This window comes from Stenotrophomonas sp. YJH_SMC_135 (genome assembly GCF_059372355.1).
Genome location: NZ_JCAFVN010000007.1, coordinates 37,553 through 51,880 on the forward strand (window position 1 = coordinate 37,553; position 14,328 = coordinate 51,880).

General features: G+C 67.8%; 13 protein-coding genes. 11 read left to right on the forward strand and 2 right to left on the reverse strand.

The genetic code is table 11. The features are described 5' to 3' along the window. The first annotated feature begins 107 nt into the window (after positions 1-107). Positions 108-1,517: a coniferyl aldehyde dehydrogenase gene (locus tag AC5P98_RS19070; protein WP_495230156.1), complete on the forward strand. Its 1,410-nt coding sequence runs from the start codon at positions 108-110 to the stop codon at positions 1,515-1,517. A 192-nt stretch (positions 1,518-1,709) separates the two neighbouring features. After that, positions 1,710-2,477, forward strand: coding sequence for an exodeoxyribonuclease III (gene xth, locus AC5P98_RS19075; RefSeq protein WP_049407663.1), 768 nt, complete (start codon positions 1,710-1,712; stop codon positions 2,475-2,477). 72 nt (positions 2,478-2,549) lie between these two features. On the opposite strand, the gene AC5P98_RS19080 is transcribed toward xth, so the two are convergent. Continuing rightward, complete coding sequence (locus tag AC5P98_RS19080; RefSeq protein WP_014648887.1) at positions 2,550-2,801, reverse strand: GlsB/YeaQ/YmgE family stress response membrane protein; 252 nt, start codon at positions 2,799-2,801, stop codon at positions 2,550-2,552. 84 nt (positions 2,802-2,885) lie between these two features. Between AC5P98_RS19080 and AC5P98_RS19085 the strand changes: the two genes are divergently transcribed. The 9 genes from AC5P98_RS19085 (at position 2,886) to AC5P98_RS19125 (ending at position 11,014) form a co-directional block, all read left to right on the forward strand. Then, positions 2,886-3,485, forward strand: coding sequence for a 4'-phosphopantetheinyl transferase family protein (locus tag AC5P98_RS19085; protein WP_046433275.1), 600 nt, complete (start codon positions 2,886-2,888; stop codon positions 3,483-3,485). Positions 3,486-3,524: 39 nt separating this feature from the next. Beyond that, complete coding sequence (rsmG, locus tag AC5P98_RS19090; RefSeq protein ID WP_032957829.1) at positions 3,525-4,163, forward strand: 16S rRNA (guanine(527)-N(7))-methyltransferase RsmG; 639 nt, start codon at positions 3,525-3,527, stop codon at positions 4,161-4,163. A 112-nt stretch (positions 4,164-4,275) separates the two neighbouring features. Then, positions 4,276-5,073: a ParA family protein gene (locus AC5P98_RS19095; protein ID WP_014648884.1), complete on the forward strand. Its 798-nt coding sequence runs from the start codon at positions 4,276-4,278 to the stop codon at positions 5,071-5,073. Beyond that, positions 5,073-5,996, forward strand: coding sequence for a ParB/RepB/Spo0J family partition protein (locus tag AC5P98_RS19100; RefSeq protein WP_014648883.1), 924 nt, complete (start codon positions 5,073-5,075; stop codon positions 5,994-5,996). Before AC5P98_RS19095 ends, AC5P98_RS19100 begins: the two co-directional genes overlap by 1 nt. 127 nt (positions 5,997-6,123) lie before the next feature. Beyond that, positions 6,124-6,858 (forward strand): suppressor of fused domain protein, encoded by a 735-nt coding sequence (locus tag AC5P98_RS19105; RefSeq protein ID WP_049407664.1) that lies wholly within the window; start codon positions 6,124-6,126, stop codon positions 6,856-6,858. Between the two features lie 45 nt (positions 6,859-6,903). Continuing rightward, positions 6,904-7,869, forward strand: a complete 966-nt coding sequence (locus tag AC5P98_RS19110; protein ID WP_100450809.1) for an NAD-dependent epimerase/dehydratase family protein — start codon at positions 6,904-6,906, stop codon at positions 7,867-7,869. 90 nt (positions 7,870-7,959) lie between these two features. After that, positions 7,960-8,682: a glycosyltransferase family 2 protein gene (locus tag AC5P98_RS19115; RefSeq protein WP_005420380.1), complete on the forward strand. Its 723-nt coding sequence runs from the start codon at positions 7,960-7,962 to the stop codon at positions 8,680-8,682. Further along, positions 8,682-9,029: a lipid-A-disaccharide synthase N-terminal domain-containing protein gene (locus tag AC5P98_RS19120; RefSeq protein ID WP_014648879.1), complete on the forward strand. Its 348-nt coding sequence runs from the start codon at positions 8,682-8,684 to the stop codon at positions 9,027-9,029. The genes AC5P98_RS19115 and AC5P98_RS19120 overlap by 1 nt, the downstream gene beginning before the upstream one ends. A 212-nt stretch (positions 9,030-9,241) precedes the next feature. Further along, positions 9,242-11,014 (forward strand): DUF885 domain-containing protein, encoded by a 1,773-nt coding sequence (locus tag AC5P98_RS19125; protein WP_100450808.1) that lies wholly within the window; start codon positions 9,242-9,244, stop codon positions 11,012-11,014. A 95-nt stretch (positions 11,015-11,109) separates the two neighbouring features. On the opposite strand, the gene AC5P98_RS19130 is transcribed toward AC5P98_RS19125, so the two are convergent. Further along, a complete protein-coding gene (locus AC5P98_RS19130) occupies positions 11,110-14,319 on the reverse strand; it encodes an efflux RND transporter permease subunit (protein ID WP_049419117.1) in 3,210 nt (1,069 codons plus the stop codon). Between the last annotated feature and the right edge of the window lie 9 nt (positions 14,320-14,328).

Consider the following 14,328-nt stretch of genomic DNA (forward strand, 5'->3'; position numbering starts at 1 on the left):
TGCCGGCCGCTGGCCGGCAACCTCCTGAATCGCCGCGGACATGAAGCCCTTGCCGGCCAGCGGCCGGCACTACCATTGCGTTGCGCAGCACCCCGTATAGTCGGCCCATGACCACCACCACGCCGGCAGACCTTCCCGCCCTCCTGCACACCCTGCGCAGCGCCTGGCAGGCCCAGCGCCCGACGCTCGACCAGCGCGAAGCCGACCTGCGCCGCCTGCGCGAGGCATTGAAGCCGCGCCTGGACGAAATGGCCCAGGCCATCGCCGAGGACTTCGGGCATCGCGCCCACGTTGAATCGAAACTGGCCGATGGCATGAGTGTGCTGTCGGCCATCGACCACCTGCGGCGCCACCTGCGGCGCTGGTCGAAGCCGCAGCGCGTATCGGCCGGCTGGAAGCTGTGGCCGGCGCGCGCGCAGCTGCGGCCGACACCGCTCGGCGTGGTCGGGGTGATCTCACCGTGGAACTACCCGGTCACGCTGGCATTGGTGCCTTTGGCCACCGCCATCGCTGCGGGCAACCACGTGCTGCTGAAGCCGTCTGAGCACACGCCGCGCACCAGCGCGTTCCTGGCCGATCTGCTGGCCAGCGTGTTCCCGCCCGATCGGGTGGCGGTGGTGCAGGGCGGGGCGGATGTGGCCGCAGCGGTGTCGTCGCTGCCGCTGGACCATCTGCTGTTCACCGGCTCGACGGCGGTTGGCCGCAAGGTGATGGCCGCCGCCGCTGAGCATCTGGTACCGGTCACACTGGAGCTGGGCGGCAAGTCGCCGGCGATTGTCTGTCGCGATTTCCCGCTGGACAAAGCCGCTGCGCGGCTGGCCACCGGCAAGTGGTTCAACGCGGGCCAGACCTGCATCGCGCCGGATTACGTGCTGATCGATACCGTTCGCCAGCGCGAATTCGTACAGGCGCTGCAGCAGCAGGTGCGCGAGCGCTATGGCGACTTCAGCGATGCCGACGACTACACCCGCATCATCAATGAAGGTCAGTACCGGCGCCTGCAGGGCTATCTGGCACAGGCGCGGCAACGCGGGGTGCCGGTGATTCCGTTGGCGCAGGTGGATGACGCGCGCGCCGACCGCGAGCGCCTGCTGGTGCCGACCGTGGTGCTGGACCCGCCGGACGACCTGGACCTGATGGGCGAGGAGATCTTCGGCCCGATCCTTCCGGTGCGGGCCTACCCGGATCTGGACGCCGCGCTGGGCGACGTGCTGTCCCGCGACCGGCCGCTGGCGCTGTATCCCTTCAGCCACGACACGGCGACGGTGGAGCGCATCCTTGGCCAGGTGGTGTCCGGCGGGGTGACGGTGAATGACACGCTGCTGCACTTCGCCGCCGATGGCCTGCCGTTTGGCGGTGTAGGGGCCAGCGGCATGGGCGCGTACCACGGCCGCGCCGGGTTCGATGCGATGAGCAAGCGGCTGCCGGTGCTGTGGCAGTCGCGCTGGGCGGCCAGCGACCGGCTGCGGCCGCCGTATTCGAAGATTGCGGGGTTGTTGAAGCTGCTGCTTCGGTAGTGCCGGCCGCTGGCCGGCAACTGCAGGGTCTTGCCGACGGTTCATGGGGTTGCCGGCCAGCGGCCGGCACTACCGGTGGGTGCCAACCCACGCGGCCCATTCTGGTAGCTGCCAACCTTGGTTGGCACAGGGTGATTGCCGGCGCCAACCAAGGTTGGCGTCTACCAAAGCTGGCCCGGGTAGAATGCCCGCATGAAAATCGCCTCGTGGAACGTCAATTCGCTCAATGTCCGCCTGCCGCACCTGGAGCAGTGGCTCAGGGAGTTCGGCCCGGACATCGTCGGCATCCAGGAAACCAAGCTGGAGGACCACAAGTTCCCCGATTCGGCGCTGATCGCCGCAGGCTATCGCAGCGTGTTCGCCGGCCAGAAGACCTACAACGGCGTGGCGCTGCTGTCGCGTGAGCCGGCGCAGGACGTGCAGATCGGCATTCCCGGTTTCGAGGACGAGCAGAAGCGCGTCATCGCCGGCACCTTCGGCGACCTGCGGGTGATCAACCTGTACGTGGTCAACGGCCAGGACATCGGTACCGACAAGTACGACTACAAGCTGCGCTGGCTGGAAGCGGTGCATGCCTGGATCGCCGGAGAACTGCAGCGCCACCCGAAGCTGATCGTGATGGGCGACTTCAACATCGCCCCGGACGCGCGCGACGTGCACGACCCGGCGGTGTGGAACGACAACCACATCCTGACCTCCACCGCCGAGCGCGGCGCACTCAACAAGCTGCTGCAGCTGGGCCTGCACGATGGCTTCCGCCTGCACAATGACGAGGCGGGCACCTTCAGCTGGTGGGATTACCGTGCCGCCGGCTTCCGCCGCAACCTGGGCCTGCGCATCGACCTGACCCTGGTCTCAGACGCGCTGAAGGGCAGTGCGGTGGCCTCGGGCATCGACCGCGAGCCGCGCACCTGGGAACGCCCGAGTGACCATGCGCCGGCCTGGGTGCAGATCGGTTGAACGAACGGGGCCCGACGATTGCCGGGCCCGTTCTGGAACATCTGCCGGCCAGTGGCCGGCACTACCCTCAGATCACCGTATGCTCTTGCGGGTGAACAGGTTGACGATCGCCAGCAGGATCACCGCACCGATCAGCGAGAACAGGAAGGTGCGGAGGGTGATCGCTTCGTTGATGCCGCCGCCGAACAGCCAGCCGGAAATCAGCGCGCCGACGATGCCGACCACGATGTTGAGGATGATGCCCTGCTGGGCATCGCGCTTCATGATGATGCTGGCCAGCCAGCCTACGATGCCGCCGACGATCAGCCAGATGATGATGCCCATGATCGAACCTCCGGTGGGGAACTGTGACCAGTTGACGCGCAGGGCTGTGAACCCGTCGTGGAATTGCGTGATGGGCGTGTGCGGATGAGCCTGCCAGCCACCCTCGATGGCCCGTGGCGCTTCGGTCCGGTGACGGTCTGGCGGCGCCCGCATGTGCCGGGCCAGCGTGGTGAACCGCAGGCGCGGCAGGTGCTGGCGCAGGCATTGGGCGCCGACCCGCAGACGCTGCCGCTGGTCCGTGATGACAAGGGCCGGCCGGAACTGAGCGGCCCGTTGGCCCACTACGGCACCGGCTGGAGCCACAGCGGCGAGGTGCTGCTGGTGGCGCTGGGCGAAGGCGTGCGGCTGGGCGTGGACCTGGAGCTGCTGCGGCCGCGACCGCGCCTGCTGGAAATCGTGCGGCGCTTCTTCCACCCGCAGGAGGTGGCCTGGCTGGAACGCCTGGATGAGGCCGGGCGCGAGCACTGGTTCTTCCGCGTATGGTGCGTCAAGGAGGCCATCCTGAAGGCGCATGGGCAGGGCATCTCGTTCGGCCTGCACCGCCTGCAGCTGGCGCCCGGGCCCGATGGCGCCCTGCACCTGCGCTGGTGCGACCCGGAACTGGGCGAGGCCGCGCGCTGGCACCTGCACGAGTGGCAGGCCAGCGGCCAGTTCCGCGCCGCATTGGCCTGGTATCCACACTGAAGCGGGGAATCGGCGCGCAAAACCGGCGATAATGCCGGCATGAGCGAACACCCACTTCCCGCCAGCGTGTCTGCCACGCTGGAACAGGGCCTGGCCAGCATGGGCCTGGACGCCGCGCTGGCGCCGCCGTTGCTGCGCTACCTGGCCCTGCTGCACCGCTGGAACGGCACCTACAACCTCACCGCCATCCGCGACCCGCAGGAGATGGTCACCCGCCACCTGCTCGACTCGCTGGCGATGCAGCCGTTCGTGGCCGACGGCAGCCTGGCCGACCTTGGCACCGGCCCCGGGCTGCCCGGCATCCCGCTGGCGATCGCCTGCCCGGGCCTGCAGGTCACCCTGGTCGAGAGCAACGGCAAGAAGGCGCGCTTCATGCGCGAAGCCGTGCGCCAGCTCGGCCTGGGCAACGCCCGCGTGGCCGAGTCGCGCGCCGAGGCGCTGGACGAGGCCGGCCGCTACGACCAGTTGACCGCGCGCGCGATGGACACCCTGGCCGGCATCGTCCGCGTCGGTGGCCACCTGCTGCGCCCCGGCGGCGTGTTGCTGGCCATGAAGGGCGTCCACCCGCATGAGGAGATCGCGGACCTGCCGGCGGGCTGGCAGGTGCGTGAGGTGACCCCGTTGAGCGTGCCCGGCCTGGCCGGCGAACGCCACCTGGTCACTGTTACAGGCCCCTGATTCCCGCCGCCAGCCCCTTGTGGAACAACGGGTTGGCGATCCACGATTTCCGCAAGGGGCCGGTTGTACGCATAATGACCGGTCCCAGCACACGTCGACGAGGCACACCCGCATGGCCCGCATCATCGCCATCGCCAACCAGAAGGGTGGCGTCGGCAAGACCACGACCGCCGTCAACCTGGCCGCTTCCCTGGCCAACGCACCCAAGCGCGTGCTGTTGGTCGACCTGGATTCGCAGGGCAACGCGACCATGGGCAGTGGCGTGGACAAACGCGAGCTGGCCGCCTCCACCTGTGACCTGCTGCTCGGCGAGAACAGCGCTGCCGATGTACGCGTGCAGACTGCCGAGGGTTACGACCTGCTGCCCGGCAATATCGACCTGACAGCCGCCGAGATCCAGCTGATGGGCCAGAGCGAGCGCGAGCAGCGCCTGAAGCGCGCGCTGGCGCCGATCCGCGACGAGTACGACTACATCCTGATCGACTGCCCGCCGGCGCTGTCGCTGCTGACGCTCAACGCGCTGGCCGCCGCCGACTCGGTGATCGTGCCGATGCAGTGCGAGTACTACGCGCTGGAAGGCCTGAGCGCGCTGGTGGAAACCATCGAAGCGCTGCGCACCAGCCTGAACCCGGCGCTGGAGATCGAAGGCGTGCTGCGCACCATGTTCGACGTGCGCAACAACCTGGCCAACGCAGTGTCGGCCGAGCTCACCGAGCACTTCGGCGACCGCGTGTTCCGCACCATCGTGCCGCGCAACGTGCGCCTGGCCGAGGCACCCAGCCATGGCCAGAGCATCGTCGGCTACGACCGCGCCTCGCGCGGTGGCGTGGCCTACCTGGGCCTGGCCGGCGAGATCATCCGCCGCAACAACGAACGCAACAAGGCCGGCAAGGCCGTGGAGATCGTCTGATGACCAGCAGCAAGCCGGCAGCCAAGAAGCGAGGCCTCGGCCGTGGCCTGGATGCGCTGTTGGGCCCGAAAGGCGCGGTCAGCCAGGTGCAGGCCACCACCGCGGTGATCGAGCCGCTGCCGGGTGAAGTGCTGCGCAAGTTGCCGGTCGGCCAGCTGCAGCCGGGCAAGTACCAGCCGCGCCGCGAGATGGACGAGGGCAAGCTGTCCGAGCTGGCCGACTCGATCAAGTCGCAGGGCGTGATCCAGCCGATCCTGGTGCGCCAGCTGCCGGCAGGCAACTACGAAATCGTCGCCGGTGAACGCCGTTGGCGCGCATCGCAGCTGGCCGGCCTGGACGAAGTGCCGGTGGTGGTGCGCGAGCTGGAAGACCGCACCGTCATCGCGATGGCGCTGATCGAGAACATCCAGCGCGAAGACCTCAATCCGCTGGAAGAAGCCGAGGCGCTGCAGCGCCTGATCAGCGAGTTCACCCTGACCCATGCCGAGGCCGCCGAGGCCGTCGGCCGCTCGCGCGCGGCGGTGTCCAACCTGCTGCGCCTGCTGGAGCTGCCGGTGGCGATCCGCCTGCTGCTGGAAACCCGCCGCCTGGAAATGGGCCACGCCCGCGCGCTGCTGACCCTGGCTCCCGAGCTGGCCGGCAAGCTGGCCCAGGAAGCAGCCGATGAAGGCTGGTCGGTGCGCGAGGTCGAGCGCCGTGCGCAGGCCTTCGCCGCCGGCAAGGTGCCGAGCAACCGCCCGGCGGCCACGCCGAAGGTGCAGCAGGCCGACATCGCCTCGCTGGAAACCGAACTGTCCGAAGCATTGGGCGCCAAGGTGGCGATCAATCATGGCCGTGGCGGCAAGGGCAAGCTGATCATCCACTACACCGACCTGGATACCCTGGACGGCGTGCTGGAAAAGCTGCGCACGCGCCAGGGCTGAGCCCGGCGCAGTGACAGGGGGCGCGGCCCGTTCCTGCCGTGTCCCGCCAATGACAGGGAACGTACCGCCGCGCGCGCCGTGGGAATGCACTGCCTTCCGGTCCGTGGCCTCATCCAGGGAGCAGGATATGAGCAACGAATACGAGGACGTCAGCCCGGACGGCACCCAGATACTGGTACATCGCCGCGAAAAGGACTTCGTGCTCGCCACCGGCGAAGAACGCCACATCGAGGCGATCAGCGCCCACCTCGAACGCCATCTGGGCCCGGTGTCCGGTGTCTTCCACGAGATCATCTCCGACCTGGTGCACATCGACGTGCACGTGGTGCCGGCCAATGACCACTGCCCTTACCTGCGCCTGGTCACCTCCGGCATGAGCGACCTGCCGATGACCGTGCCCGCCGAGGTGGACGCGGACGTGCCGCGCTACATGGAACTGATGGTGACCCTGCCGGCGGACTGGCCCATCTCCCAGGACGCCTTCGAGGACGAGCGCAATTACTGGCCGGTGCGCCTGCTGAAGGGCATGGCGCGGTTGCCGCACGAGTACGACACCTGGCTGGGCTTCGGCCACACCATTCCCAACGGCCATCCCAGCGAGCCCTATGCGCCGGGCGTGGGCTTCGACGGCGCCATCGTGCTGCCGCCGGTAACCACCCCGGAGGACTTTGCCACGCTGGAACTGGACGACGGCAAGACCATCAGCTTCATGAGCCTGGTCCCGCTGTACCCCGAAGAGATGGACCTGAAGCTGAGGAAGGGCGCCGAGGCGCTGCTCGACCGCTTCGACGCGAAGAAGATCCAGGATGTAATCGAACCCGGCCGCACCAACGTGGCGAAGAAGCGTTTCGGTTTGTTCTGAGACCGGTAACATCAGGGGCCTGAACTTCGTTTCCAGGCCCCTGCCATGACCATCCTGCTCACCGGCGCTGCCGGCTTCATCGGTGCCTACACCGCCCGCGCACTGCTGGAGGCCGGCCAGGCCGTGGTCGGCCTGGACAACTTCAACAATTACTACGACCCGCAGATCAAGCGCGACCGCGTGGCCGCGCTGTGCCCGTCGCTGGACCTGCGCGCGCTGGACCTGACCGACCGCGAGGGCCTGGCTGCGCTGTTCGATGAAGTGCAGCCGACGGCGGTGATCCATCTGGCCGCCCAGGCCGGCGTGCGCTATTCGCTGGAAAACCCGCACGCCTACGTCGACAGCAACCTGGTCGGCTTCGTCAACATGCTCGAACTGTGCCGCCACCGCGGCGTGCAGCACCTGGTGTATGCCTCCAGCAGCTCGGTCTACGGCGATTCGGCCACGCCGCCGTTCTCCGAGGACCAGCGCGTAGACCAGCCGCGTTCGCTGTACGCGGCGACCAAGGCGGCCAATGAGCTGATGGCTTACACCTACGCGCAGCTGTACGGCCTGCATGCCACCGGCCTGCGCTTCTTCACCGTGTATGGCCCGTGGGGCCGGCCGGACATGGCACCGCTGCTGTTCTCCCGCGCGGTGCTGGCCGGGCGGCCGATCGACGTGTTCAACGAAGGCCGCATGCAGCGCGATTTCACACATGTCTCCGACATTGTGTCCGGTATCCTCGGCGCCCTCGCGCATCCGGCCGACGGCCCGGTGCCGCACCGGGTGTTCAACCTCGGCAACCATACGCCGGTCGAGCTGGAGCGCTTCATCAGCGTGATCGAGCAGGCCGCCGGCCGCCCCGCGCAGAAGGTGTACAAGCCCATGCAGCCCGGCGACATGGTGCGCACGATGGCCGATACCCGGCGCGCACATGACGCTTTCGGCTTCGATGCGGTGACCCCGATCGAAGAAGGCCTGCCGCCTGTGGTGCAGTGGTGCCGCGAGTATTTTGGCGATCGCGCCTGAGGATGGATCCTCACGCCGCGGGGTTCATCTTCGGATAACCTCGGCAGCGGAGAATGCGCGGTCTTTGTCCCCCCTTTGGCCGAGTGCCTTATGAGCCAACCCGAGCTTTCCGTTGTCGTCCCGGTATTCAACGAGCGCGACAATGTCGCCCCGCTGGTCGCCGAAATCACCGCCGCGCTGCGTGGCCGGCTGCCGTTCGAAATCGTCTACATCGACGATCACTCGCGCGATGACACCCTGGCGGTGCTGCAGGGACTGAAGGCGACCACCCCGGAACTGCGCGTGCTGCACCATGTGAACCAGAGCGGGCAGAGCACCGCGGTGCGCACCGGCGTCAAGCACGCGCGCGCGCCGTGGATCGCGACCCTGGATGGCGATGGCCAGAACGATCCGGCCGATATCCCCAAGCTGCTCGCCGCACGCGACGCCGCCGAGGCGCAGGTGAAGCTGTTCGCCGGCTGGCGCGTCAACCGCCAGGACAGCGGCAGCAAGCGCTGGGCCAGCAAATGGGCCAACGCCATCCGTGCACGCATGCTGCGCGACGATACGCCCGATACCGGCTGCGGCATCAAGCTGTTCGAACGCAGCGCGTTCCTCGACCTGCCGTACTTCGACCACATGCACCGCTACCTGCCGGCGCTGATGCAGCGCGCCGGCTGGAAGACCACCAGCGTGCCGGTCAACCACCGCCACCGTACCGCTGGCGTGTCCAAGTACAACAACCTCGGCCGCGCGCTGGTCGGCATCCGCGACCTGCGTGGCGTGGCCTGGCTGATCACCCGCAGCAAGCGCACCGCGGTGGAGGAGCGCTGATGGATCTGGAGCTGCATTGGCTCGACCAGCCGCTGACCTGGCTGTACTGGACCGGCCTGCACGTGACCGGCTGGAAGCTGATCGGCTATACCGGCGCGCTGATGTTCGGCGGCCGCTGGCTGGTCCAGTTCGTCGCGTCCAAGCGCGCCGGCAAGCCGGTGATCCCGCGCCTGTTCTGGTACATGAGCGTGCTCGGCAGCCTGATGACGCTGAGCTACTTCCTGTTCTCGGCCAAGCAGGACTCGGTGGGCGTGCTGCAGAACCTGTTCCCGGCGTTCACCGCGCTGTACAGCCTGCACCTGGACATCAAGCACCGCGGCTGGAAGCGAGACAAGGCCAGCCACTGAGGCCCCGGGGTCGGATCCCTTTTCATGGGAAAGGGCTCTGACCCCGTCCGGATCACCCCGTCCGGATCCGCGGCGCATCCACGCATGACGTGGGTCTACTGCGTACCTGGCTACCGGGGCCCCGGTCTGCTGCGCAGGCAGGACCTTCGTCCCATGCCACGGGCGATGGGCGGTGCCATGATCGGGGTCTGCCTTCCCGGGAACCTGTGCTCGTGAAAACCCGTCTTGCCGTTGCCCTGCTGATCGCCCTGTCCGCCCCCGCCGTGGCCCTGGCCGCGCCGCCCGCCCCCGCCGCACCGTCCGGCGTGGCTACTGAATCGCCCGCCGACGCCGCCTTCCGCGCGCTGTACGAGAAGGAATGGAAGTGGCGCCAGCAGGGCGGTGGCGAGGCCAGCGAGGACGAGGACGCCCCGGCCAACGCCACCCGCATGCCCGACGTCGGCCCGGCCGCGCAGCAGGCGCGCCTGAAGGTGTGGGATGAGACCCTGGCCGCGCTGAAGAAGATCGACCCGAAGACCCTGTCGGCCGACAACCAGGTCAACTACGCGATCTACCACGACCAGGTGTTCAACCTGGCCGAAGAGACGCGCCTGCGCGGCTACGAGATGCCGTTCAACGCCGATTCCTCGTTCTGGTCCAACCTGTCCTTCATGGCCCGGCGCGAGATGAAGACCGTGCAGGACTACCAGAACTACATCGCACGCCTGAATGATGTACCGCGCTACTTCGGCCAGCAGACCGAGAACATGCGCGCCGGCCTGAAGCGTGGTTTCAGCGTGCCGCGCGCGGTGCTCGATGGCCGCGAAGTGTCCATCGCCACCGTCGCCGAGCTGAAGGACCCGACCGAATCGCCGCTGTACGCGCCGTTCAAGAAGCTGCCCACCACCATCCCGACCGCCGAGCAGGCCAGGCTGCAGGCGCAGGCGCGCGCGGCGATCAGCGGCAAGGTGGTGCCGGCGTTCCAGCAGCTGCGCACCTTCTTCGTCAACGAGTACGTGCCACAGGCGCGCACCACCCTGGCCGCAGAAGCGATGCCCGATGGCAAGGCGTACTACCGGCAGCAGATCCACGAATACACCACGCTGGACCTGTCGCCGGACGAGATCCACCGCATCGGCCTGGGCGAGGTCGAGCGCATCCAGAAGGAAATGAACGACATCATCAAGCAGGTGAAGTTCAAGGGCAGCTTCGCCGAGTTCCTGGCCTTCCTGCGTACCGATCCGCAGTTCTATGCAAAGACGCCGGAAGAGCTGCTGTCGCGTGCCGCGTGGATCTCCAAGCGGGCGGACGGCCAGCTGGGCAAGTACATGACGTTGCCGCGCGCGCGCTTCACCATCGTGCCGGTGCCGCCGGACATCGCACCGTTCTGGACGGCCGGCCGCGGTGGCATGGGCACCTACTGGCTCAACACCTACAACCTGCCGTCGCGCCCGCTGTACAACCTGCCGGCGCTGACCCTGCATGAATCCGATCCGGGCCACTCGCTGCAGGGCGCGATCGCCGCCGAGCAGAAGAACCTGCCGGAGTTCCGCCGCAACGCCTACATCTCCGCCTATGGCGAAGGCTGGGCGCTGTACTGCGAGAAACTGGGCGTGGAGATGGGCATCTACGAAACCCCGTACGAGGATTTCGGCCGCCTGACCTACGAGATGTGGCGTGCCGCGCGCCTGGTGATCGACACCGGCGTGCACAGCAAGGGCTGGACCCGCGAGCAGGCGTTGGCCTACCTGCGTGACCACACCGCGCTGAGCGAGCATGAAGTGACCACCGAGGTGGACCGCTACATCTCCTGGCCTGGCCAGGCGCTGAGCTACAAGCTGGGCGAGATCGCCATCGTGCGCCTGCGTGCGCAGGCCGAGAAGGAGTTGGGCGACAAGTTCGACATCAAGGGCTTCCACGACACCCTGCTCAAGCAGGGCTCGGTGCCGCTGCCGGTGTTGGAACAGCAGATCCAGGCCTACATCGCCGAGCGCAAGAAGGCCTGACCGTGCAAGGGTAGTGCCGGCCGCTGGCCGGCAACCCGACCCGGTCACGGGGTCGGATCCCTTTCCTGTGGAAAGGGCTCCGACCCCCTCTCGCCTCACCCCACCGGCCGCGGCTTGGCCACCCGTGCTGCGAAGGTCGGCAGCACCAGCAGGGTCAGCACGGTGGCGGTGATCAGGCCACCGATCACCACCGTGGCCAGCGGCTTCTGCACCTCCGCACCGGAACCGCTGGCAATCGCCATCGGGATGAAGCCGACGATCGCCACCAGCGCCGTGGTCAGCACCGCGCGGATGCGGCTCGAGGCACCGTTGATCGCCGCCTGCAGCGGCAGGTCGCCGGCATCCAGGCGTTCGCGGATCGCCTGCATCAGCACCAGGCCGTTCAACGTGGCCACGCCGGAGACGGCGATGAAGCCAACTGCCGCCGATACCGAGAATGGCATGCCTCGCAGCAGCAGCGCGAGGATGCCACCGACCAGCGCCAACGGCACGCAGCTGAACACCAGAATCGCTTCCTTGCCGCTGCGCAGGGCCATGAACAGCAGGCTGCCGATCAGCAGGAACACCACCGGCACCACGGTTGCCAACCGCTTCTCCGCGCGCTGCAGGTTCTCGAACTGACCGCCCCAGGTCAGGTAGGCGCCCGGCGGCAGCGCCACGTCGGCCACCGCAGCCTGCGCCTCGCCGACGAAGCCGCCCAGATCGCGACCGCGCACGTTGGCCTGCACCACCACGCGGCGGCTGCCGTTGTTGCGGCTGATCTGGTTCGGCCCTTCGCTCACGGTAATGCGCGCCACCGACGACAACGGAATCACGAGCCCCGATGGCGTGGCGATCGGCAGCGAGGCCAGCTGGTCCGGATCGTTGCGCGAGGCATCGTCCAGGCGCACCACCACGTTGAAGCGGCGGTCGCCTTCGAAGATCTTGCCGGCCGTGGTACCGCCGATGCCGGTGGACAGCGCATCACTCACATCTGCAGCGCTCAACCCGTACTGTGCCGCCGCCACGTGGTCGATCGCCACGTTGAGCGTGGGCAGGCCGGAGATCTGTTCCACCCGCACGTCGGCCGCGCCATCCACCGCACGCAGCTTCAACGCCACCTGGTCGGCCACCTTCTGCAGCTGGCTGAAGTCATCACCGAAGATCATTACGGCCAGGTCGGTACGCACGCCGGAAATCAGTTCGTTGAAGCGCAGCTCGATCGGCTGGCTGAACTCGAAGCTGTTGCCCAGCTGCTGCCCGGCCAGTTTCTCGAAGCGCGCCACCAGTGCGTCCTTGGCCAGCGTCGGATCGGGCCAGTCCTTGCGTGGCTTCAACACGATCACGCTGTCGGAAATGTTGGTCGGCATCGGGTCGATCGCCGCCTCGGCGGTACCGGTGCGCGAGAACACGGTTTCCACTTCCGGCTGCTTGGCAATCGCCTTTTCCAGCGCCAGCTGCATTGCCAGTGACTGCTCCAGCGAGGTCGATGGCACGCGCAGGGCCTGCATCGCCACGTTGCCTTCATCCAGGGTCGGCATGAACTCGCGGCCCAGCAGCGAGAACGCGCCGATGCCCACCACCACCATCATCACCGCACCGGCCAGCACCGTGCGCGGGTGCGCCACGGCCTTGCGCACCACCGGTTCGATGCGCGCACGCAGCACGCGGATCAGCCTGGTTTCGTGCTCGCCGTCGTCCGCGTGCGCATCGCCGTCCTTCACCTTGGGCTCGCGCACCAGCAGCGCGGCCATCGCCGGCACGAAGGTGAAGGAAAACAGGAAGGCACCGACCAGGGCCAGCATGAACGTGGCCGCCATCGGGTGGAACGTCTTGCCCTCCACGCCCTCCAGCGTGAGGATCGGCGCGAACACCAGCAGGATGATCAGCTGGCCGAAGGCCGCGGGGCGCGCCATCTTAATGGCCGAATCGGCGGCTACGCGCAGGCGTTCCATCGCGGTCAGCGCACGGCCCAGTTCGGCGCGGCGCTGGCCCAGCATCAGCAGTGTCGACTCGACCACGATCACCGCACCGTCCACCAGGATGCCGAAGTCCAGCGCACCCAGGCTCATCAGGTTGCCACTGATGCCGAAGCGGTTCATGCCGATCACTGCGAACAGGAACGACAGCGGAATCACCAGCGCGGTGATCGTTGCCGCACGCAGGTTGCCCAGCAGCAGGAACAGCACCACCACCACCAGCAGCGCGCCCTCGGTGAGGTTCCTGGCGACGGTCTTGATGGTGGAATTGACCAGCACGCTGCGGTCCAGCACCGGTGCCGCCACGATGTCGGCCGGCAGTGACTTGTTTACCTGTTCCAGGCGCGCGGCCGCTGCCTGGGCCACGGTGCGGCTGTTGCCACCGGCAATCATCAGCGCGGTGCCCAGCACGGCTTCATGGCCGTTGCGGCTGGCCGCACCCAGCCGCGGCGCGCGGCTCAGTTCCACCGTGGCCACATCGGCTACGCGTACCACCACGCCATTGCGGGTCGCCACCGGGGCCTGTGCCAGGTCGTCGGTGGTCAGCGCCAGGCCGTCGGCACGTACCACCAGGCCCTCGCCGGCACGCTGTACGAAGCCGGCACCGGCCTGCACGTTGGAACGCTGCAGGGCAGTGACCAGGTCGGCCAGGCCGAGGCCGTGCACGGCCAGTTTGGCGCTGTCCGGATGCACGCCGTACTCCTTGACGTAGCCGCCGACCGTATCGACGCCGGCCAGCCCCGGGCTGGAACGCATCTGCGGCGCGATGATCCAGTCCTGCACGGTGCGCAGGTAGGTCGCACGTTCTTCGGGCGTACGCAGCAGGTTGCCTTCCGGTGTGCGGTAGACCTCGCCGGCCTGCCAGCCCGCTTCATCGGGTTTGGCCAGTTTGGCCGGATCGAACGCGGTGAAGTCCACCGTCCACATCAGCACCTCGCCAAGGCCGGTGGTGACCGGCGACAGCATCGGTGATGCACCATCGGGCAGGTCTTCCGATGCCTCGCGCATGCGTTCGGCCACCTGCTGGCGGGCGAAGTAGATGTCGGTGGCATCGGTGAAGATCGCGGTGACCTGCGAGAAACCATTGCGCGACAGCGAACGCGTGGTGGTCAGGCCGGGGATGCCGGCCAGCGCGGTTTCCAGCGGATAGGTCACCTGCCGCTCGATCTGCTCCGGTGTCAGCGCCGGTGCCACCGTGTTGATCTGTACCTGACGGTTGGTGATGTCCGGCACCGCGTCGATCGGCAGCTTGCCCAGCTGGAACAGGCCCACCGCGGCGATCAACGCGGCCATGAACACCACCAGCCAGCGGTGGCGCACCGCTGTTTCAATGATCAGCTTGAACATGGTCGCCTC

What these genes read in the sequence shown, in the direction of transcription:
- rsmG (WP_032957829.1), top strand. Translation starts at nt 3,525, where the DNA reads ATGAGCGAACACCCACTTCCCGCCAGCGTGTCTGCCACGCTGGAACAG.
- xth (WP_049407663.1), top strand. Translation starts at nt 1,710, where the DNA reads ATGAAAATCGCCTCGTGGAACGTCAATTCGCTCAATGTCCGCCTGCCG.
- AC5P98_RS19120 (WP_014648879.1), top strand. Translation starts at nt 8,682, where the DNA reads ATGGATCTGGAGCTGCATTGGCTCGACCAGCCGCTGACCTGGCTGTAC.
- AC5P98_RS19095 (WP_014648884.1), top strand. Translation starts at nt 4,276, where the DNA reads ATGGCCCGCATCATCGCCATCGCCAACCAGAAGGGTGGCGTCGGCAAG.
- AC5P98_RS19115 (WP_005420380.1), top strand. Translation starts at nt 7,960, where the DNA reads ATGAGCCAACCCGAGCTTTCCGTTGTCGTCCCGGTATTCAACGAGCGC.
- AC5P98_RS19105 (WP_049407664.1), top strand. Translation starts at nt 6,124, where the DNA reads ATGAGCAACGAATACGAGGACGTCAGCCCGGACGGCACCCAGATACTG.
- AC5P98_RS19070 (WP_495230156.1), top strand. Translation starts at nt 108, where the DNA reads ATGACCACCACCACGCCGGCAGACCTTCCCGCCCTCCTGCACACCCTG.
- AC5P98_RS19110 (WP_100450809.1), top strand. Translation starts at nt 6,904, where the DNA reads ATGACCATCCTGCTCACCGGCGCTGCCGGCTTCATCGGTGCCTACACC.
- AC5P98_RS19130 (WP_049419117.1), bottom strand. Translation starts at nt 14,319, where the DNA reads ATGTTCAAGCTGATCATTGAAACAGCGGTGCGCCACCGCTGGCTGGTG.
- AC5P98_RS19100 (WP_014648883.1), top strand. Translation starts at nt 5,073, where the DNA reads ATGACCAGCAGCAAGCCGGCAGCCAAGAAGCGAGGCCTCGGCCGTGGC.
- AC5P98_RS19080 (WP_014648887.1), bottom strand. Translation starts at nt 2,801, where the DNA reads ATGGGCATCATCATCTGGCTGATCGTCGGCGGCATCGTAGGCTGGCTG.
- AC5P98_RS19085 (WP_046433275.1), top strand. Translation starts at nt 2,886, where the DNA reads ATGAGCCTGCCAGCCACCCTCGATGGCCCGTGGCGCTTCGGTCCGGTG.